This is a genomic window from Streptomyces sp. NPDC002309, from assembly GCF_053593375.1.
Genome location: NZ_JBSFCI010000038.1, coordinates 15850 through 36185 on the forward strand (window position 1 = coordinate 15850; position 20336 = coordinate 36185).

The 20336-nt window shown below is 70.0% G+C and carries 18 protein-coding genes; 8 read left to right on the top strand and 10 right to left on the bottom strand.

The features are described 5' to 3' along the window. Nucleotides 1-240 precede the first annotated feature (240 nt). Nucleotides 241-1362 carry a dipeptidase gene (locus ACWCPM_RS27515; RefSeq protein WP_450978937.1) on the top strand — a complete coding sequence of 374 codons (1122 nt, stop codon included), beginning with the start codon at nt 241-243 and terminating at the stop codon, nt 1360-1362. 89 nt (nt 1363-1451) lie between these two features. Here ACWCPM_RS27515 and ACWCPM_RS27520 read toward each other — a convergent pair whose 3' ends face one another. Continuing rightward, nucleotides 1452-1844 (bottom strand): VOC family protein, encoded by a 393-nt coding sequence (locus tag ACWCPM_RS27520; protein WP_450978938.1) that lies wholly within the window; start codon nt 1842-1844, stop codon nt 1452-1454. Between the two features lie 16 nt (nt 1845-1860). Next, complete coding sequence (locus ACWCPM_RS27525) at nt 1861-2220, bottom strand: VOC family protein (protein ID WP_450978939.1); 360 nt, start codon at nt 2218-2220, stop codon at nt 1861-1863. Nucleotides 2221-2321: 101 nt separating this feature from the next. On the opposite strand from ACWCPM_RS27525, the gene ACWCPM_RS27530 reads away from it, so the two are divergent. Continuing rightward, nucleotides 2322-2828 (top strand): CGNR zinc finger domain-containing protein, encoded by a 507-nt coding sequence (locus tag ACWCPM_RS27530; RefSeq protein ID WP_450978940.1) that lies wholly within the window; start codon nt 2322-2324, stop codon nt 2826-2828. 203 nt (nt 2829-3031) lie between these two features. On the opposite strand, the gene ACWCPM_RS27535 is transcribed toward ACWCPM_RS27530, so the two are convergent. Further along, nucleotides 3032-4375, bottom strand: coding sequence for a UDP-glucose dehydrogenase family protein (locus ACWCPM_RS27535; protein ID WP_450978941.1), 1344 nt, complete (start codon nt 4373-4375; stop codon nt 3032-3034). Between the two features lie 185 nt (nt 4376-4560). Here ACWCPM_RS27535 and ACWCPM_RS27540 point away from each other — a divergent pair, with 185 nt between their 5' ends. After that, nucleotides 4561-5718, top strand: coding sequence for an acyl-CoA dehydrogenase (locus tag ACWCPM_RS27540; RefSeq protein ID WP_450978942.1), 1158 nt, complete (start codon nt 4561-4563; stop codon nt 5716-5718). Nucleotides 5719-5917: 199 nt separating this feature from the next. Here the strand turns inward: ACWCPM_RS27540 and ACWCPM_RS27545 are convergent, their stop codons facing one another. After that, on the bottom strand, nt 5918-7093 hold the full coding sequence (locus ACWCPM_RS27545) for a tyrosine-type recombinase/integrase (RefSeq protein ID WP_450978943.1): 1176 nt from the start codon (nt 7091-7093) through the stop codon (nt 5918-5920). A gap of 146 nt (nt 7094-7239) precedes the next feature. Here ACWCPM_RS27545 and ACWCPM_RS27550 point away from each other — a divergent pair, with 146 nt between their 5' ends. The 3 genes from ACWCPM_RS27550 (at nt 7240) to ACWCPM_RS27560 (ending at nt 9599) form a co-directional block, all read left to right on the top strand. Next, on the top strand, nt 7240-7866 hold the full coding sequence (locus tag ACWCPM_RS27550) for a hypothetical protein (RefSeq protein WP_450978944.1): 627 nt from the start codon (nt 7240-7242) through the stop codon (nt 7864-7866). Between the two features lie 50 nt (nt 7867-7916). Beyond that, nucleotides 7917-8756 (top strand): DUF6461 domain-containing protein, encoded by an 840-nt coding sequence (locus tag ACWCPM_RS27555; protein WP_450978945.1) that lies wholly within the window; start codon nt 7917-7919, stop codon nt 8754-8756. A gap of 492 nt (nt 8757-9248) precedes the next feature. Continuing rightward, nucleotides 9249-9599, top strand: a complete 351-nt coding sequence (locus ACWCPM_RS27560; protein ID WP_450978946.1) for a four-helix bundle copper-binding protein — start codon at nt 9249-9251, stop codon at nt 9597-9599. Nucleotides 9600-9626: 27 nt separating this feature from the next. Here the strand turns inward: ACWCPM_RS27560 and ACWCPM_RS27565 are convergent, their stop codons facing one another. Beyond that, complete coding sequence (locus ACWCPM_RS27565; protein ID WP_450978947.1) at nt 9627-10250, bottom strand: HAD family hydrolase; 624 nt, start codon at nt 10248-10250, stop codon at nt 9627-9629. Then, a complete protein-coding gene (locus ACWCPM_RS27570) occupies nt 10243-11538 on the bottom strand; it encodes an LCP family protein (RefSeq protein WP_450978948.1) in 1296 nt (431 codons plus the stop codon). Before ACWCPM_RS27570 ends, ACWCPM_RS27565 begins: the two co-directional genes overlap by 8 nt. A 118-nt stretch (nt 11539-11656) precedes the next feature. Between ACWCPM_RS27570 and ACWCPM_RS27575 the strand changes: the two genes are divergently transcribed. Then, nucleotides 11657-12223: an acyl-CoA thioesterase gene (locus ACWCPM_RS27575; protein ID WP_450978949.1), complete on the top strand. Its 567-nt coding sequence runs from the start codon at nt 11657-11659 to the stop codon at nt 12221-12223. Between the two features lie 78 nt (nt 12224-12301). Here ACWCPM_RS27575 and ACWCPM_RS27580 read toward each other — a convergent pair whose 3' ends face one another. Beyond that, nucleotides 12302-13765 (bottom strand): LCP family protein, encoded by a 1464-nt coding sequence (locus ACWCPM_RS27580; protein ID WP_450978950.1) that lies wholly within the window; start codon nt 13763-13765, stop codon nt 12302-12304. Nucleotides 13766-13903: 138 nt separating this feature from the next. Between ACWCPM_RS27580 and ACWCPM_RS27585 the strand changes: the two genes are divergently transcribed. Continuing rightward, a complete protein-coding gene (locus tag ACWCPM_RS27585) occupies nt 13904-14938 on the top strand; it encodes a glycosyltransferase family 2 protein (protein ID WP_450978951.1) in 1035 nt (344 codons plus the stop codon). Between the two features lie 39 nt (nt 14939-14977). Here the strand turns inward: ACWCPM_RS27585 and ACWCPM_RS27590 are convergent, their stop codons facing one another. The 3 genes from ACWCPM_RS27590 to ACWCPM_RS27600 all read right to left on the bottom strand — a co-directional run bounded on the left by ACWCPM_RS27590 (nt 14978) and on the right by ACWCPM_RS27600 (nt 20035). After that, nucleotides 14978-16663 (bottom strand): LCP family protein, encoded by a 1686-nt coding sequence (locus ACWCPM_RS27590; protein WP_450978952.1) that lies wholly within the window; start codon nt 16661-16663, stop codon nt 14978-14980. Nucleotides 16664-16757: 94 nt separating this feature from the next. Next, nucleotides 16758-18542, bottom strand: coding sequence for an LCP family glycopolymer transferase (locus ACWCPM_RS27595; protein ID WP_450978953.1), 1785 nt, complete (start codon nt 18540-18542; stop codon nt 16758-16760). Between the two features lie 245 nt (nt 18543-18787). Beyond that, nucleotides 18788-20035, bottom strand: a complete 1248-nt coding sequence (locus ACWCPM_RS27600) for an LCP family protein (RefSeq protein ID WP_450978954.1) — start codon at nt 20033-20035, stop codon at nt 18788-18790. Nucleotides 20036-20336: the final 301 nt, after the last annotated feature.

Here is a 20336-nt window from a genome sequence, read left to right on the forward strand (position 1 = left end):
CGACGGCGGGCCGGGCCGGGGAGCGGCCCGGGGCCGACGCCCCGGCCCGGCCCGGCCCGCCGGAACCCGGCCCGCCGGAACCCGGCCCGCCGGAACCCGGCCCGCCGGAACCCGCCCCGCCGGAGGCCGCCCGGCGCCCCTCGCCCCGGCTCCCCCGAACGCCGCGCCCACCAGGAGCCCTCCGGTGGCCCGTGCGACGGTGGCCGTACAGCGATCGCCCGCGCACGTACGGAGCCAGCCATGGCCGAACTCCAGAACGACCTGGACACCACCGCGGAGGCCGGCGAGTTCGACGCCCTGACCCTGGACCCCCCGTTCCCGCCGGCTCCCCACCCCGGCACGGACGAGCGGGACCCCGACCTGCTGGGCCGGGCGCACGCCCTGCTCGCCGCCCACCCGGTCGCCGACGGCTACAGCGGGCTGCCATGGGCGCTGCGCCATCTGCCCTGGTACGACCTGGAACTGGGCGAGTCCGCCGTCGACACCGACGTCCCCCGGATGCGGCAGGGCCATGTCGGCGCCCTGCTCTGCTCGCTGCATCTGCCCGACGGCCTGGCCGCCGACCGGGCCGTCGCCGCCACCCTGGAACAACTGGACCTGGTCCGCACGGTGATCGGCAACCACCCCGAGGGACTGCGCCTGGCCCGCACCGCCGGGCAGGTCATCGACGCCCGCAACTGCGGCCGCACCGCCGTGCTGCTGGGCCCGGCCACCGCCGCCGCGCTGGACGACTCCGTGAGTCTGCTGCGCGTCCTGCACGCCCTCGGCCTGCGCGTCGTCACCCTCACCGGCACCACCTGGGCGAGCGAGGCGGGGCTGACCCGCTTCGGCGAGGAGGTCGTACGCGAGATGAACCGCCTCGGTGTGCTCGCCGACCTCTCCGGCGCCTCCGAGCGGACCGTCGAACGCGTCCTCGCCGCCTCCAAGTCGCCCGTCCTGTGCACCCGCTCGGGCGCCCGCGCCCTGCGCCCCCACCCCGCCAACCTCCCCGACGAACTGCTCACCGCGCTGGGCAGGGCGAAGGGCCTGTGCCTGGTCCCGCTGACGGCGGAGCAGACCGGGCCGACCGTACGGGACGTCGCCGACCACCTCGACCACGTCCGCACGGTCGCCGGGCCCGGCAGCGTGGGCCTGTCCGGCACCTACGACGCCGGATGCGCCCATCCGCAGGAACTGACCGACGCCTCCTGCTACCCGCATCTCGTCGCCGAGCTTCTGCGACGCGGCTGGCCGGAGACCGATCTGGCCCTGCTGACCTGGGGGAACCTCCAGCGCGTCCTGCGCACGGCCGAATCCGCCGCCCGCGCGGCACAGGAGCGGCGCGCGCCGTCGACCGCGCGGATCGCGGAACTGGACGCCTGACCGGGGAATGACCTGACCGGGGAAAGACCCGAGTGGGAGAGAAGGGACCGCCGATGTCAGGGGTGCTCGTCGTGGCGGGGCCGCCGGTCTCAGGTGTGCTCGATCCGGCAGAGGCAGAACGGGTGCCCCGCCGGGTCGGCGTAGACGCGGAAGTCCCTGGTCCCGTAGTCCTCCGCGTCCAGTACCCGCGCGCCCAGCTCCAGCACCCGCTTCTCGGCCGCGTCCACCTCTTCCCAGGTCGACCCGGCGTCGAGATCGAGGTGGAACTGCTGCGGAGTGCGGTCCGCGCGCGGCCACTCCGGCGGTGTGTAGCCGTCCACCCGCTGGAAGGCCAGCCCCGGGCCACCCGGGACCCGCAGGACGACCCACTCGTCGTCCTGCTGCCGCGGGGTACCGCCCAGGAGCCCCGCGTAGAAGCGGGCGAGCGCGAGAGGTTCGGGACAGTCGAGGACGACGAAGCGGAAACGGATCCCGGGTGTCATGGAGCTGCCTTTCGGATCAGCAGGCGCAGAGGCAGAACGGGTGCCCCGCCGGATCCGCGTACACACGCCACGTGCGTGAAGGGTCCTCGGCGTCCAGCACCCGGGCGCCCAGCGCCAGCACGCCCGCCTCGGCCGCGTCCAGGTCCTCGACCGTGAGGTCCAGATGGAACTGCTGGGAGTCCTCGGCGGACGGCCACTTCGGGGGCGTGAAGCCGGGCGACGCCTGGAAGGCCAGGAGCTGCCCGCCGGGGACCTTCAGGTCCGTCCACTCCTCGTCGCCCTCGACGGTGCCGCCGAGCAGTTCGGCGTAGAAACCGGCCAGCGCGCGGGGGTCGGGACAGTCCAGGACGACGGCGCCGAGCTGTGCGAGAGCCATGACCACTCCTCAGGTGATTGCCCACGGAAGGGGTTACCCGCAGACGGACTCAACCGGTAACGGTTACCTCATGCTCCCGCAAAGGCGGTAACGTCGCAACCATGACCGCGAGATTGCCCGCGCCCGGCGGCCTCGCCCTGGTGGAGGCCCTGGTCAACACCGTCGACCTGGAATCGGGCCGCGACGCCCTCGACATGGCCGACGGCCGGGCCCCCTTCGGGATCGGCGAACGGGACCTGCACGACGCACGCGAACTGCGCGAGTCGCTGCGCGCCGCCTGCCTCGCGCACGCCGGGCACCCGCCGCACCGCACGGTGACACCCCTGGGCGAACTGCTGGCGCGGGCACCGCTGTACGTCGCGGTCGACGAGCGGGACGGCTCGGCGCGCCTCGTGCCGGCCGAAGGGGAAACACTGCTGGCGCGGGTGGCGGCGGCGGTGGCACAGGCGCTGACCGAGGGCACCTGGCAACGGCTCAAGGGCTGTGAGCTGCCCGACTGCCACTGGGCGTACTACGACCGCAGCCCGGCCGGCCGGGGCCGCTGGTGCTCCATGTCGGTGTGCGGGGCGCGCGCGAAGATGCGCCGGTACCGGGCGAAGGGCGCCTGAGGGACGGGCCCGTGGTGCAGAATGCGTGAGGACGCCGGTTCGGCCGACTGAGCCTCGGCCGAACCGGCGTCGCCGTCGGGCCGGTGCCGTAGTGAGGGCCGCCGTCGCCGTCGGGCCGCCGTCGTCGGCCGACCATCGCCGTCGTCGTCGGTCGGTATCGCCGTCGGGGGCGTCGCCGTCCGGACCCGGCTCCCGCGCCGCGCTCAGGCCGTCGGCCGGCCCATCGCGCGGTACGTCCAGCCCGCCCGCCGCCACAGCTCCGGGTCGAGGGCGTTGCGGCCGTCCAGGATGACGCGGGACTTCACGGCCTCGCCCAGCACCGCCGGGTCCAGCTCGCGGAACTCACGCCACTCCGTCAGGTGCAGCACCACGTCCGCGCCCTCCACCGCCGCCCGCGCCGAGTCGGCGTACCCCAGCGTCGGGAAGAGCCGCCGGGCGTTGGCCATGCCCTTCGGGTCGTACACCGTCACCTGGCCGCCCTGGAGGTGGATCTGCCCGGCGACGTTCAGCGCGGGCGAGTCGCGGACGTCGTCGGAGTCGGGCTTGAACGCGGCGCCGAGCACGGCCACCCGCCTGCCCAGGAAGGAGCCCCCGCCGAGCGCCTCCCGCGCCATCTCCACCATCTGCCCGCGCCGGCGCATGTTGATGGAGTCGATCTCGCGCAGGAAGGTCAGCGCCTGGTCGGCACCCAGCTCACCGGCGCGCGCCATGAACGCCCGGATGTCCTTCGGCAGACAGCCGCCGCCGAAGCCGATCCCGGCCCGCAGGAACTTGCTCCCGATGCGGTCGTCGTAGCCGATGGCCTCGGCCAGCTTCAGCACGTCGCCGTCCGCGGCCTCGCACACCTCCGCCATCGCGTTGATGAAGGAGATCTTGGTGGCGAGGAAGGAGTTCGCGGAGGTCTTCACCAGCTCGGCGGTCGGGAAGTCGGTCACCACGAACGGCGAGCCCTGGGCGACCGGCGTCGTGTACACCTCGCGCAGCAGCTTCTCGGCCCGGTCGCTGCGCACGCCGACCACGATCCGGTCCGGGCGCAGGGTGTCCTCGACGGCGAAGCCCTCGCGCAGGAACTCCGGGTTCCAGGCCAGCTCGGCGTCCGCGCCGGCGGGCGCGTGCTCGGCGAGGTGGGCGGCGAGGCGGTCGGCCGAGCCGACGGGCACGGTCGACTTGCCGACGACCAGCGCGGGACCGGTCAGATGCGGCGCGAGGGAGGCGAAGGCGGAGTCGACGTAACTCATGTCGCAGGCGTACTCGCCGTGCTTCTGCGGGGTGTTCACGCAGACGAAGTGGACGTCGCCGAACGCCGCCACCTCGGCGTAGTCCGTGGTGAACCGCAGCCGCCCGCTGGAGCCCTCGATCCCGGCGACGTGCTTGCGCAGCAGCTCCTCGAGGCCGGGCTCGTACATCGGGACCTCGCCCCGGCGGAGCATCTCGATCTTCTCGGGGACCACGTCGAGCCCCAGTACCTCGAACCCGAGCTCGGCCATCGCCGCGGCGTGGGTGGCGCCGAGGTAACCGGTACCGATCACGGTGATCTTGAGGGCCATGGGGGACTCCACTGGGTAGCGTCGGTAGTGCGGGGCCGAGCATAGCTGTCGGTGTCGACAGGCAGTTTTCCCGCTGTCGTCAAGCTCACGTACCCCTGTGCGCGGGCGAACCTCTAAAATTTCGGTTACTTAACGGTAGTTAGCGCCAGCAGCACCACAGCGTCTTCCTTGGAGCGTGAGAGACCTTGGCCGGATCGGCTGACTTCGACCTGTACCGCCCGTCCGAGGAGCATGAGATGCTCCGCGACACCGTTCGCGCGCTGGCCGAGGCGAAGATCGCGCCCCACGCCGCCGCGGTGGACGAGGAGGCCCGCTTCCCGCAGGAGGCGCTCGACGCGCTCGTGGCGAGCGACCTGCACGCGGTCCACGTACCCGAGTCGTACGGCGGCGCGGGCGCGGACGCGCTCGCCACGGTGATCGTCATCGAGGAGGTGGCGCGGGTCTGCGCCTCGTCCTCCCTCATCCCCGCCGTGAACAAGCTGGGCTCCCTGCCGGTGATCCTCTCCGGCTCCGAGGCGCTGAAGAAGAAGTACATGACGACGCTCGCCCAGGGCGACGGCATGTTCTCGTACTGCCTCTCCGAGCCCGACGCGGGCTCCGACGCGGCCGGTATGAAGACCCGCGCGGTCCGCGACGGCGACCACTACGTGCTGAACGGCGTGAAGCGCTGGATCACCAACGCCGGCGTCTCCGAGTACTACACGGTGATGGCCGTGACCGACCCCGAGAAGCGCTCCAAGGGCATCTCGGCCTTCGTCGTCGAGAAGTCGGACGAGGGCGTCTCCTTCGGCGCCCCCGAGAAGAAGCTCGGCATCAAGGGCTCCCCGACCCGCGAGGTCTACCTCGACAACGTGCGCATCCCCGCCGACCGCATGATCGGCGACGAGGGCACGGGCTTCGCCACCGCCATGCAGACCCTGGACCACACCCGCATCACCATCGCCGCGCAGGCCCTCGGCATCGCCCAGGGCGCCCTCGACTACGCCAAGGGCTATGTCAAGGAGCGCAAGCAGTTCGGCAAGCCGATCGCCGACTTCCAGGGCATCCAGTTCATGCTCGCCGACATGGCCATGAAGATCTCGGCCGCCCGCGCCCTGACCTACCAGGCCGCCGCCGCCTCCCAGCGCGGCGACGCCGACCTCACCTACCTGGGCGCCGCCGCCAAGTGCTTCGCCTCCGACGTGGCCATGGAGGTCACCACGGACGCCGTCCAGCTCCTCGGCGGCTACGGCTACACCCGTGACTACCCGGTGGAGCGCATGATGCGCGACGCCAAGATCACGCAAATTTATGAAGGCACGAATCAAGTCCAGCGGATCGTGATGGCGAGGAACTTGCCGTAGCAATGTTTTTGCAGGTCAGGAGCTGTTTCGAAGGTCCGGAGGGGCACTCTCGGCTTTCTGCCCGTTGCGGCCCGATCAGGGCTGTTCCTGGGCGTCACGCTGGGGGAATCCTGGGCAGATGCCGAGGTGAAAACGCTCACTGACCTGCACAAACAACACAGCCCCCGGCGCGACGCCGGGGGCTGTTGTCGTACGCGGATCAGGCGACTTCAGATGCCTCCATCGGGTCGTCGGCGCCGGGCGTCAGCATCGTTGCGATGGCGGCCCTGCCGCGCTGCTCGGCCCCTTCGAAGATGTAGTGGTAGTGCTCCCTCAGTACGTCCGTACTGCTGTGGCCCATCCAGTCGGCCACGTCGTTCTCGGGGACTCCGGCGTACAGCAGTCGCGACCCGTAGTAGTGCCGGAGTGAGTGCGCCTTGCAGTACCTCACCTGTCCCTTGCCCAGAGCTTCCATCCAGATCTTCGGGTAGAAGTACGACGCGTAGAGGTAACCGGTCCGAGTCACGTTGGGGAAGAGAAGCCGCTCCGGCCCCCATACGCGGTGGTTCCTGATGTGCCGCCGAAGCTCGAAGGCGACGTTCGGCGGGAGGGGGACGGAACGCCCTGGCTCGCCTTCGTCACGAGCCTTGATGTGCCGCCGTTGGATCGCGCTGTTCTTCCCCGACGCGGTGTCTCCGTCCTCCGCGATCTGGAAGTCGACGCGAAGCGTCTCGGTCTTGAAGTCGATCTGATCGCGGGACACCGCCATGGCCTCACCCAGCCGCAGGCCGCACCCGGCCATGAGCCACAGCATCGCGCGGTATCGCGGAGGAGCGGCATCCAGCATGGCCAGAACTTCCCGCGTCGTGAGCCGCCTTGCGGTGCTCTTCTGCTCCCGGATCTCCTTGGCGCGGCTTCCCGCGCCCTTGACCTTCTTGCACGGGTTCCGGCCAATGATCTCGTTGACGACAGCCCAGTCCATCATCCCGGAGAAGAACGAGAACCGCTGACGCCGTGTGCGGGCGGACAGCTTCCGGTCCTGCTCCATCCACAGGAGCCACTGCTCAACATCAGCGACCTTCAGGGACACGATGGAGCGGGCTTTGAAGAACGGCTCAATGGTCGTGTTGAGGATCGACCGGTACTGCTTCTTGGTGCTGTTCTCCAGCTTCCTTCGATTCGTCCACTGCTCCCACACAGCCGTCACGGGCTGCTTGCCCAAGCGGTCGTCGAGATAGGTCCCGGCGTCGAGTTCCTGCGCCTTGCGCTTGCGTTGATCGTCAGCCCGCTTCTTGGTCTCGAAGGTCTTCTGGCGTTGTTTGCCGTCCGGGTCGTACCAGTACGTCGTCCACTTCTTCGGGTCGTCCTTCGAGCGTGCGACCCATGCCCTTGACACTGGAGCGGCCCCCTTCTGGTGCTGCCGACGTACGGGCCCGCCCCGTCGTCCCGCCGGTGACTCCCCGGTGCTACAAAGTTTGCACATTGACCACCCTGGGTTGTCAACACAGGGTGGAACCCCCTGGGTGTGCTAATTTGAGCGATGTGGCAGCGGATGACGGCGGGTTCGAGATCACTCAGCAGCAAGGCGCGTGGATGGTCCGCATGTGGTGGCCCGTAGGGCCGATCAACGGGGGACCGCAGCGGATCACCATCGAGCCGGCCGGAGATGCCCCTGCTCGTGAAGTGGCACGGGGCATCTCGACCACTGTCCTGCGCAGGCTTGATGTAGCCGCAGCCCTGGAACTGGCCAAGCAGGCTCCCGAAGCCCAGCGAACGTTGGAGGAGGCGGCAGGGAAGCTGAATGAGATGGGGGAGGCGGCGGGGCTCGCCCTGGAGGGCGAAGGCGTCTCGGAGCGGTACTTGATCTTGCTGGTAGCCACGTACACCGCCATGGCGGATTTTGGGGCTCCCGCGCCCATTCCATGGCTGGCCCGGCTCATCGGCCGCCGACCTGAGACGGTGAAGGATCACCTGAAGCGAGCCAGAAGGGACGGCTTCCTGACCACGGTTGCCGGTAAGGCAGGTGGAGAGTTGACGGACAAGGTCAAGGCAGCACTTGGGGAAATGGCCGAAGCGGGTAGCCAAGACGCCCGAAGTGCATGGGGCTCGTCACGCGATCATGATGCTGTCATGGACTCGGCGCAGCCCGAGTCCATGCTCCAGATGTAAGAGCCGGCTTGCACCGGACACTGTCAGAGGCGTCGGGCACACTGCGCCGTATGAACCTGGTGACCGCTCACGACTACGCCTGGATCCGCACCTCGCCGCTTTTCGGCCACGCGATGGCGAGCGGATACACCCTGACGCTGATTCGGGGTCGGAGCCCGCGCGAGGTGCTGCGCGAGATGGATGCGGAATCGCGCGGCACTGGACAGGGAGTGGTCGCGCTGTTCGAGGCGGACGACGCCCACCGTGCCGAGGCGGAGTACGACTACTGGGACGAGTCCTACGTGGCGGGCGCCTTCACTGCTTCGGGCGAGAACGGCGATTGGACACTCGTCCTCGGCTTCGATGGTGGCCGGCGGATCGAGGGCGGGTGCGTGGAGACGCTGTCGAAGGGCGGCCGGGTCGTGTCGCACTCGAGCAACGGTGGCAAGCCCATCCACCTCTTCCACTGGTTCGAGGACGGTGAGCTCCGTACGACGTTCGAGAGCCCCTGGGCGCGCGACGGCAACAGCCCCGATGAACTGGTCCCCTTGTTGCGGGAAGTCGGCTTCCCTCTGACTCCCGAGGGAGAACATGACGAGAGCGCCCCGGACGTGGACGGGAAGGTGGCGGTCCTCGCTCTGGCCGAGAGGCTGACTGGCATACGCGTCACCGAATCCCTCCTCCAGGACGCTGTGTACGAACTGGGGCTCGTCCCCGAACAGCCTGCCGAGGAGTGGACCGGCCTGGCCATCGACGTCATCGATGCCCAGGGGGAGCGTCTGCGCAAGGGATGGACCTACGAGGAGATCGCCGCGGCTTCGGGCCGCGCACGGGAAGAGGCTGAACGCGCCGGTCGTCATCACTTGCAACGAGGTGCTGGCAATGGATCCTTCGGAGCACTGGACAGCTGAGTAGCGAACGGGCGCGTGAGGGTGCCTTCTCCTGCGTATGCGTGATCATGGTTGGCGGAAAGGGAAACCGCGGACCCCGCGCCAGGCCCGCGCGACTGACGGAGGTGCCTTCAGCGCGTCTCCTGGCTGCGCGGACTGTTGGCGATCATGGGCGCATGCTGGGGGCACCCTCTCTGGGAGGGGCTTCGTACGTAGGCGCGCAAATTTACGAGGGCACGAATCAAGTCCAGCGGATCGTCATGGCGAGGAACTTGCCGTAGCGCCCCTGTCCGTCACGGCGCCAGCCGTTCGGAGTATCGACTCACAAGCCCCCGGAGCGAATCCGGGGGCTTTTGTCGCTTTGCGGGACCTTCGTTGCGTTTCGGTGGCATCGCATTCGTGGTGAATTGTGCGCGTCCGCCCGATGGCGCGCGGTGGCGGGGAGGCGTACGACGGAAGGGCACGGGGTCCGGCCACGGACCCCTTCCGCCCTCACTCACCCCAGGAGGAGCCATGACCCAGCCCGGAACCATGACCGCGATGAGCAAGGCGATGCAGGACTGCGTCGACGCGTGCATGTCCTGCCACTCGGTGTGCGAGGAGACCATGAGCTCCTGCATGCAGAAGGGCGGTCAGGCGCAGATGCAGATCATGCGGGCCCTGATCGACTGCTCCGAGATGACCCGTATGTGCGCGGACATGATGATGCGCCGCTCGCCGCTGTCGGCCGAGATGTGCGCGATGTGCGCCAAGGCCTGTGACATGTGCGCCGAGGCGTGTATGTCCATGCCCGACGACCCGCAGATGACGCGCTGCGCCGAGGCGTGTCGCCGCTGCGCCGACATGTGCCGCGCGATGGCCTAGGCACCGGCCGAAGGGCCCCGGCGCCGCTCAGAGCAGCGGCGCCAGGGCCCGTTCCAGGTCGGCCGGTTCCCGGAAGTGGACGGGCGTCATACCGAGCGCGACAGCCGCCTCGACGTTCTCCGGGCCGTCGTCCACGAAGAGGCACCGGTGAAGAGGTACGCCCGCCAGATCGGCGGCGATGCGGTAGATCCGCGGGTCCGGCTTGACCAGCCCGACCCGCGCGCTGCTGACGACGTGGTCGGCGAGATCGGTCAGGCCGAGCGTCTCCAGGTCCGCCTCCAGGGTCACCGTGGCGTTGGTGACCAGGACCAGCGGCATCAGGGTCCGGACCCGGCGCAGCAGCGAGACCACCGTCGCGTCGGCGTGGAAGGGCGCGTCGGCGAGCGCGCGGGCGAGGTCGTACGCCACCTCCTCCGGCGCGAGCCCGGCGAAGCCGGCGACGATCCCCTCGACCCACTCGCGCATGTCGATCCGGCCCAGCATCAGCGGCAGGTCGGTCTCCGGGGCGAAGGCCACCTTCATGGTGATGCCCTCGGCCAGCCCGGCGGCGCGCTCCAGGGCGGTCACCCGGGAGGAGTCGTAGAACCGGATCACGTTGTCGACGTCGCAGAGCACCGCGTCGAAGGGCCGCGGCTCCCGGGTGTCAGTCACCCGAGACCGTGACCTTCTCGTCGTTGTTGAGCTGCTCGACGAGCGTCTTCACCTTGGCCTTGTCCCAGAGGAGGTTGCCGCCGGAGCTGCCCGCGAGCGGCATGTTCATCGACTTGCCGTCGCCGCCGCTGACGCCCTTCATCGCCCAGAACATGTCGGCGAGGTCGAACAGGCCCGTCTCCTTGTCGACGATGAGCGAGTCCAGGCCGGCGCCGAGCGTCGGGTACAGCGCGAAGGGGTTGAGGACGGTGCTCGGGGTGGCCACCTGGTTGGCGAGCGCGGAGAGGAACTTCTGCTGGTTCTTCGTGCGGTCCAGGTCGGAGCCGGCCAGCGCGTAGCGGGTGCGGACGAAGGCGAGGGCCTGCTGTCCGTCGAGGACCTGCTTGCCCTTCTTCAGGTCCGCGCCGGACTTCTTGTCCTTGATGTCCTGCGGGATGTCGATCTCGACGCCGCCGACCGCGTCCACTATGTTCGCGAACCCGGCGAAACCGATCTCGACGTAGTGGTCGATGTGCAGTCCGGTGTTGAACTCGACGGTGCGGACCAGCAGTTCGGGCCCGTCCTCGGCGTAGGCCGCGTTCAGCTTCACATGCCGGCCGGTGCCCTGGTATGTCTTGCCGGACTCGGAGCCGACGAACGTCGGGATCTCCACGTCCGAGTCGCGCGGCAGTGAGATCAGCGTCGGGCCGTTGCCGCCGGTGTGCAGGATCATCATCGAGTCCGTGCGCTTGCCCTCGGCGGACCCGGTGTGCAGGTTCTTCTTCTGCTCGGCGGTCATGCCCTCACGGCTGTCGGAGCCGACGATGAGGTAGTTGGTGCCCTCGCCCGCCTCCGGGCGGTCGATCACCTTGGAGAGGTCGACCTCGCGGTTGAGCTTGGAGTCGGCCCAGAAGTACGTGCCGACCAGCGTCACGACCAGCACGGTGACCAGCGTGATCGATGTCACCTTGATACGGCGCCGCCAGTTCGGCGCGGGCCGCGGCGCGCCACCGCCGTAGCCGTAGCCGTCGTCGGGGCCGCCGGGTCCACCGGGGCCCCGGCCGGCCGGACTGCCGTAGACCTGGCCGGTGTTGTATCCGCTGTCGTAGCCGTCGTGCCCCTGTCCGTCGACGTACGACGGCTGTTGCGGGACTCCGTGCGGCGGAGCGGGCCGGCCGCCGGGCGGTGCCGTCGGGCCGCGCCGGACCTGGCGCATCACGCGGGCGCTCTCGGGCTGCGCGCCCGCACTGCCGCGTCCGTACCGGTTGTCGCGGTTGTCGTCGGACGATCCTTGGGGCCAGTCATTCATGCGCCCAGTGTGCAGGGCAGGGACATGTGCCTCACAAGGTCCGGCGGAGAATCAGAGCGGTGCTGTTGCCAAGCTGACACAAATTCCGCGCCCTCGGCCTCGGCATAAGGTGGAGGCCATGACAGACCAGGCCAGCCCCCCGGAGCCGGAGACCCCGGACACTTCGGACATCCCGGGTAAACCCACCTCGGCATCCCGGACCACTCTCAGCCACATCATGACCCACAGCGACACCAACCTGCTGGGTACGGTGCACGGCGGTGTGATCATGAAACTGGTGGACGACGCGGCGGGCGCCGTGGCCGGCCGGCACAGCGGCGGTCCCGCCGTCACCGCGTCCATGGACGAGATGGCCTTCCTGGAGCCGGTCCGCGTCGGCGACCTCGTCCACGTCAAGGCCCAGGTCAACTGGACCGGCAAGACCTCTATGGAGGTCGGCGTCCGCGTCCTGGCCGAACGCTGGAACGAGTCCGCCCCGCCCACCCACGTCGGCTCCGCCTACCTCGTCTTCGCCGCCGTCGACGCCGACGGCAAGCCCCGCAGGGTGCCGCCGGTCCTGCCGGAGACGGAGCGTGACGAGCGCCGCTGCCAGGAGGCCCAGATCCGGCGCACCCACCGCCTGGCCCGCCGCCGGGCCATCCTGGACCTGCGTGCCAGGCGCGCGGCGGAGGGCATCGAGGACTGAGCGGCGGGCGTCGGGCACCGAGGGGGCGCGGACCGGCGGGGTCCGGGGAGCGACGGCGTCGGTGCAGTGGCGGAGTGCTCAGGAGCACTTGACCTCGTCGCCCCGCACCACCCCGAACTCCCCCTCGCGCACATCCGCCGCCTTCACCTTCCGCACCTGCCGGTGGTCCGTCCCGACGATCACCTTGAGCGTGGCCCCCTGCCCCTTGACCGGGCGCAGTTCGCTGCCCGGCAGGGCGGCCGCGAGCGACTTCGCCGAGCGGTCCCAGCGGGGGTCGTAGGCGATGATCGTGCGGCGCACGGACTGGGTCGCGGAGTCGGTCGGCCGGCGGGTGGTGGCGAAGCCCGTCGCCGCGAGCGCGGCGTCCGTGCGGCGGCCGAGGCCCCGGGTGCTCGTGCCGTTCTCCACCTGGACACGGATCTGCGCGGGCGCCACGTCCACGCGCGCAGTGGTGTCCCTGGGCCGGTTCTCCGCCAGCGACTTGTCGTCGCGCAGGGCCGCGAAGAGCCGCCCGGACCGCACCGGGTCCCACTTCAGCGTCGAGCCGATGCCCTTCACGGGGTATCCCATCCGGCCGATGGGCACCGTCGTGAACTCCGACGACGACGGCGAGAAGTTGCGCATCGCCCGGCCGAGGTCCAGCAGTTCGTCCGTGCCGAAGCCCTTGTCCGCGCGCACCGAGCCCAGCACCGCCCGCGTCACGTCCCGGAACTTCATCGGGTTCAGCAGCACCCCGGAGGATGTCGACTGGTCGATCAGCCCGGCCAGGAAGTGCTGCTGGCGCTGCATCCGCCCGAGGTCCGATGCCCCGTCGACATAGCGGGCGCGCACGTACTGCAGGGCCTCGCCCCCCGTCAGCCGGTGCGTGCCGGCCGGGAGGTCCAGGCCGGTGTGGGAGTCCTTCAGCGGGCGGGCGGCGCAGACCTTCACCCCGCCGAGGACGTCCACGGTCCGCATGAAGGTGGTGAAGTCGATCTCCAGATAGTGGTCGATCTTGAGCCGTGTCATGTGCTCGACCGTGCGCACGGTCAGCTGCGGCCCGCCCTCCGCGTAGGCCGCGTTCAGCTTCACCGGGTGCGCCGCGTGCGGTGTGCCGCTGTTGCGGTCGGTGTGCGGGGGCAGTTCCGCGTAGGAGTCGCGCGGCAGGCTCACCACGCTGGCCCGCTCCCGGTCCTCCGAGATGTGCACGATCATGATCGTGTCGGTGCAGTGGCAGGGCGCTCCGCCCAGGCGGTACCGGCGCCGCTCGGCCTCGGAGATCTTGTCCCGGCCGTCGGTGCCCACCAGCAGCACGTTCATCCCGTGTCCGGCGCGCGGCCGGTTCTTCATGTCCTTGAACGGATCCACCCGGGCGATCCCTGCGTCCAGGCTGCTGACCACCGCGTGCCCGATCCCGGCCGAGGCGAGAATCACCACGGAGAGCGTGGTCACCGCCCGCATGGCCCAACGCGGCTTCCTCCGCCGTACGGGTGGACGCACCGCGCGGCGCGGCTGCGGGCGGCGCTGCGGGCGGGCAGGGGACCGAGGCGGCGAGGCGGGCATGGGAAGACCTCCGCTGGAGCGGGCGCTACGGCCGTACGTGGGATCATCAGCACCGTAGGCCCATACGATCTGTGGACCGCTGCACCGCCACGGGCGGGGCGGCTCGCTGTCCCCCGTTCGCGGTAACGTGAGCCCCCTATGAACACGAAGCCCGACGTGCAGCTCCCCGCCGTGTCCGTGATCATGCCCGTCCTCAACGAGGAGCGGCATCTGCGCGGCGCCGTCCACGCGATCCTCGCCCAGGAGTACACCGGCGAGATGGAGGTGGTGATCGCCCTCGGCCCCTCCGCGGACCGCACGGACGAGATCGCCGCCGAACTGGTCGCCGAGGACCCCCGCGTGCACACCGTCCCGAACCCGACCGGCCGTACGCCCGCCGCGCTGAACGCGGCGATCAAGGCGTCCCGGCACCCGGTCGTGGTCCGCGTCGACGGCCACGGCATCCTCTCCCCGAACTACATCGCGACCGCCGTGCGGCTCCTGGAGGAGACCGGCGCGCAGAACGTCGGCGGCATCATGCACGCCGAGGGCGAGAACGACTGGGAGCACGCCGTCGCCGCCGCGATGACGTCGAAGATCGGCGTGGGCAACGCCGCGTTCCACACCGGGGGGCAGGCGGCGCCCGCGGAGACCGTGTACCTCGGCGTCTTCCGCCGCGCGGCCCTCGAACAGCAGGGCGGGTACAACGAGGAGTTCATCCGCGCCCAGGACTGGGAGCTCAACTTCCGCATACGCGAGGCCGGCGGGCTGATCTGGTTCTCGCCCGAGCTGAAGGTGTCGTACCGGCCGCGGCCCAGCGTGAAGGCGCTGGCCAAGCAGTACAAGGACTACGGCCGTTGGCGGCACGTCGTCGCCCGCTACCACGCCGGCTCGATCAACCTGCGCTACCTCGCCCCGCCGACCGCCGTCTGCGCGATCGCCGCCGGTCTGGTCGTGGGCGCCGCGCTGACGCCGTGGGGGTTCCTGATCCCCGGCGGCTATCTCGCGGCGATCACCCTGGGTTCCGTGCCGGCGGGCAGGGGCCTGCCGCTGAAGGCCCGGCTCCAGATCCCCGTCGCCCTCGCCACGATGCACATGTCGTGGGGGTACGGCTTCCTGACCAGCCCCAGGTCCCTGGCGAAGCGGGTCATCGCCTCGCGCCGCCCCGCCGTGCGGGACTCCGCCACCGCGTGAGCGTCGTCGGGGCGCGCCCTTAGGCGCGCCCCGCCACGGCTACCAGCGGTAGGGCGCGTACACGTCCATGCACTGGCCGCGGTCCGACCCGTTGATCGCGCCCGCCGACTCGGGCACGTCTCCGGCCTTCGGCGCCTCCTGCTTCGGATACGTCGTGCCGTCGCGCCAGTCGGCGCCCACGACGAGCGTGACCCCGGTGACATCGGTCGACTTGCGCACCGAACTCAGCGGAATCCCGAGGGACTCGGCGACCCGCCGGGCATCGCCCTCCAACTCGGCGCTGGGGTAGCGGACGACGGTCTTCTCCACGGACAGCCCGCCCGCTGTGTCCGCCGCCGCCCTGGTGAAGCCCTTCGCCACCAGCGCCCCGGCGAGCGTGCTCGCCCGCCCGTCGACGGCGCCCGCGGAGGCGGACCCGGTGGCGTTCTGCACCAGCACGCCGATCTCGGCGTCGTCGGCGGCCGGGTCGCCGGACGGCCTCGCGGTGCTCCCGTCCTTGTCCGCGAGGTCAGTGGGCTTCTTCGAGGTCGGCTTGCCGTTCTTGTCGAAGGGCACGTCGTCGCGGATCATCGACCAGAGCCTCTCGGCGTCCGCGCTGTGGGGCACCAGGTGGTTGGCGTCCTGCGGGTCGGTGACCGACGGCATCGTCGTCATGGTGATGCGATTCGTCGGCACCGTCTTCAACTCCATGGCGAGGTCGTACAGATCCTCGACCCTGCCGATCTCCTCCGAGACCTTCAGCGCCTTCGTGGCCGTCTCGGCGAGGTCCATCAGCCGGCCGGTGTCCGTGAAGGCGTTCTGCTCCTTCAGAGTGCGGATCATCGAGTTCATGTACATGTGCTGGGCCTTGGCCCGGCCCAGGTCGCTGGAGAAGGCGTGCCGGGTGCGCAGCCACTGCAGGGCCTGCTTGCCCTGGACCTTGCGGCTTCCTTCTTCCAGCTTCAGCCCGGAGCCGCCGGGCACGCCCGGCAGCGGGCGGTCCCACACGTTCTGCAGTACGCAGACCTCGACGCCGCCGATCGCGTCGGCCATGTCGACCACACCGGCGAAGTCGATCGTCATCCAGTGGTCGATGTAGACCCCGGTGAGGTTCTCCCAGGTCGTCAGGGTGCAGCCGGGCCCGCCGCGGGCGAGGGACTCGTTGATGATCCGGTTGGTCGGCTGATACGTCTCGCCCGTCTCGGGGTCCGTGCACGCGGGTATGTCGACCCTGGTGTCCCGCGGAATGCTCACCACCGACGCGTTCTTACGGTCCGCCGAGAGGTGCACCAGCATCTGCACGTCGCCGAGCGGCTTGTTGCCCATGCTGCTCCTGGAGCCGCCGAGCTTCACGTTCTCCGCCGAGTTCCGGCTGTCGGAGCCGATCAGCAGGATGTTCAGCGGTGTCTGCCCGGCAGCGTTCGGCCGGGGCTTCTCGGCCTTGGAGTCGCCGCCGCTGCGCCGGCCGGTCTCCAGGTTGTCGTTGAGGTGCTTGTAGTAGAGATAACCCGCGCCGGCGGTCCCGAGTATGACCACCGACAGCACTGTCGCCGACCAGCGCAGCACACGCCGTCTGCGAGGCCGCCGTGGAGTGCCCCGGCTTCCCCCGCGCCGCCCGCCACCACCATGTGCCTCGCCGCGGACCGCCGCGCGTGTGCCCGTGGTTTCCTCGTCCCGCGCGGTGTGGGGCTCCGTGTCCGTGCCCTCCACCGCCGGCACGTCCTTGCGCACACTGCTCTGTGCCATCTGCCTGCCCTCCCGCTCCTGCGCCGTCAACAAACGGGTCCGCCCCGCGCCAAGTCAGACGCATGACGGACCCGTTGGGTTACCCCTCAATTTCCTACTCGGCGCACACGACCTTGTCCGCCGTGGACTTCTCGACGTTCGGCGCCTTGGCCGGACCGGAGACAGGTGTGCCCGCGCCCTTGAAGTCCTTGCCGAGCGTCAGCGTCATCGTCGGCAGACCCTGGGCGTTGGTCACGCTCTCACCGGGCTTCATCGCGGAGCCGGACAGCCCCATGATCTCGGCCAGCCGTCGTGCCTGGTCGGCCTGGTCCGGCGCGTACTCCAGCGTGGTCTTGCCCAGCTCCTCGTCGGCGTTCCCGGCGTTCTCCGACTTGGACACGCCTTCCTCGAGCTGGAGCCAGCTGAGGGTCTCCGAGGCGCTGCCGCCCGGGGCGCCGCCGTTGAGGATGCGCACCCGCACCTCGGAGGCGTCGGCCTTGCTGCCCTTGAGCCGGGCGGCCACCTCGGCCTTCTCCTTGGCCTTCTTCTCCTTGACCGCGGTGAAGGAGACGTCGTTCTGGATGGCCTGGAACACCGCGGGCGCCTGCGACTCGTTGACGACGACGGTGGCCTTGACGGTCTCCGCCGGGTTGTCGACCACCGGCACGGTGGTGAACGTCAGGTTCTTGACGTTCAGCTTGCCCAGTTCGAGACCGAGGTCCTTCAGCTTGCCGATGCTGTCCAGCTGGGAGTCGACGGTCAGCGCCTCGGTGCCCGCCTCGGCCAGTTTCAGCATCTTCGACGGGCTGGTGAGCGTGTCGTTGGACTTCAGCTTGCGCATCAGCGCGCTCAGGAACTGCTGCTGGAGGCCGATCCGGCTCAGGTCGCCGCCGGTGCCGACGGAGTACCGGGTGCGCAGGAAGGCCAGCGCCTGCTCCCCCTGGATCGTGTGCGTGCCCTCCGACAGCTTCAGCTTGGACTTGTCGTCGTCGATGTCCTTGGCCAGACACACCTCGACGCCACCGACCGCCGTGGTCAGCGTCTTGACGGCGTTGAAGTCGGCGACCATGAAGTTGTCCGGCTTGACCCCGGTCAGCTCGGTCACCGCGCGCATGGTGCAGCTCGGCGTACGGCCGCTCTGCCCCAGGCTCTCGTTGAACCGGGTGTCCGGCGTGCCCGGGATGACCTCCGTGGTGCCGTCCTCCTGAGTGGTCGGACAGTCCGGGATGTCCACCTTGAGGTCGCGCGGGATGCTGAGCGCGGTCGCGTTGGAGCGGTCCTTGGAGACGTGCAGCAGGATCGTGGTGTCGGCGTGGCCGGGGCTGTCGGTGTCGCCGTAGGACCCGTTGCCCGCGCCCGTGCGCTTGTCGGTGCCGATCAGCAGGATGTTGATGGCCTTGTCCGTCTGGAAGCCACCGGTGCTCGCACCGTCGTCCGAGACGGAGTCGATGTTGTCGTTGAGGTGGTCGAGGTAGAGGTATCCGGCCCCGGCACCCGCGACGAGCACGAAGGCCAGGACGCCGCCGGTCCACAGCACGGCCTTCCGCGCCCCGGACTTCTTCGCGGGCCTGCGTCCGCGCCGCCCGGCGGGGGGCTCGGCGGGCGCGCCACGGCGCCTGCGCTGCCCCGGCACCTCACCGCGGTCGGACGCGCTCGGCTTCTCCCCCGCGGCCGGTTCCCTCCCGGCCGGTTCCCTCCCGGTCCTCTCCCGCCCGGCGGGCGAGGTCCGGGCGCGGGGTGCTCCGCCGGAACCGCGGTTGCCCGCTCTGCGCGGGCCGGGAACCGTTGACTGCGGTGTGGAAGGGCCCAGTCGCAGTTCGTATTCGCCGGTGTTCGGATTGAGTACCCACTGGTCTGCGGGATCGATGTTCTCCGCCCGCCCACGGCCTTGCGCGTCCACGGTTGCCTGAATCCTCCGTCGGGGCCACGCGGCGCCTTCCCCCTTGAGGCGCTCGGTCTCGTACAAACCTCGTACAGTGCGCGACCCCGGAAATGGACTGTGTGACCGGGGGTCGGGGTGCACCGAAGCGCTCACACTATCCGCCCAGTTCAACGTCGAGCGACGACGGTGACGAATTCCACGTTCCTACAACTGGGCAATCCGCCCATTTCCCGGAACGAATGTCTGATGACTTGGTCCGCGCTTTACCGGCAGTCGTCCTCGACGGCGGTCTTCCCGCTGAACGTGGGTGCCGGGGAAACGGGGGAGAGGACGGAATCGGCGTACTCCCCGTAACCGTTCGACTGCGAATCCGTACCGCCGTTCTCCTCGTACGCGCTTCCGGCGGAATCCAGAACGGTTTTTCCGGAGACCTGCACCGGTGCGTCGGAGCGGAGCCGTTCGAAGAGCTGTTCCGCCTCGGGCTCCAGCAGCCGGTCGCGATTGGCGTTGCCCGGATACGACTCCCGCGGCACCGTCAGGAACTGCACACGGTCCGTGGGGATGTTCCGCAGACCGCGGACAAGGTCGTACAGACCCCGCAGACTCGCCAGGCCCGGGTCCGTGGTGAGCGCCGAGGTCGCCGCGTCCAGGACGGGATACAGCTTCACGGGATTGAGCAGGACGTCGTTGCCGCGCAGCTTCTGCACCAGGGCCGCGAGGAACTGCTGCTGGCGCTCCATCCGCTCGGTGTCGCTGCCGTCGCCCAGGGACTTGCGGACGCGCACGTACCCGAGGGCCTGTTCGCCGTCGAGCGTGACGAGGCCGGCCGGCAGCCGCAGCTTGGCGTCCTCGTCGACGATCGGCTCGGCCACGCAGATCCGCACGCCGCCGACGGCGTCGACCAGCTTCTTGAACCCGCTGAAGTCGACGACCACATGGTGATCGATCCGGATGTCGGTCATCTTCTCGACGGTGCGGATGGTGCAGGCCGAACCGCCCGTCTCGAAGGCGTAGTTGAACATCGCGAACATCGGGTCGCTGCGCGTGCCGTCCGGGCGCAGGCAGCTCGGCACGTCCACCATCAGGTCGCGGGGGACGGACACCGCGGTGGCGCTGCCGCGCCCGGCCGACAGATGCAGCAGGATGGTGGTGTCCGAGCGCTCGGTGCCGGTGTCCCGCCCGTACTCGCCGTTCTCCTCACCGGCACGCGAGTCCGAACCGATGAGCAGGATGTTCTGAGCGTCCCGGACCAGCGCGGTGGGCCTTTCCCGCTCGTAGCGCGCGAGCTCGGCGGCCGCGGCCTCGTCGGGTGTGATGTTCCCGTCGAGCTTCGTGTAGACGATCCATCCGGCGAACGTCGCGCCCGCCAGGATCGCCGCGATCCCGGCGGTCCCTCCGTGCGTCCAGCGGCGCCGGCGCCGGCGTATGAGCCCGTCGCCGGTTGCCGAGGACCCGGCGCCCGGCCCCAGGGAGACCGTCGGCGTGGTGTCGTCCGGGCCCCCGGATGGCATGCCTGCGGTGTCCCTCACGACGGAGTCCACCCCTCATGGAGTACGAGCGTGTACGAACGGTCCGAGCGTGTCGCGCTGCCCTTACTGCTCCTTCGACCATGGCCCGGATGGGGTGCGGACGCGGGTGCTGATGGGCCGATCGGGTGACGCCGGGCCTGCCAAGGGGGCGTGTGCGAGAGGGGGTTGGAGGGGCGGGCCGGGGAGGAGCGCAGGGGGTCGGAGGGGGTTCTTGTGTGGGGGTGGCCGGGGAGGAGCGCAGGGGTGCCGGAGGGGGTTCTTGTGTGGGGGTGGCCGCGGAGCA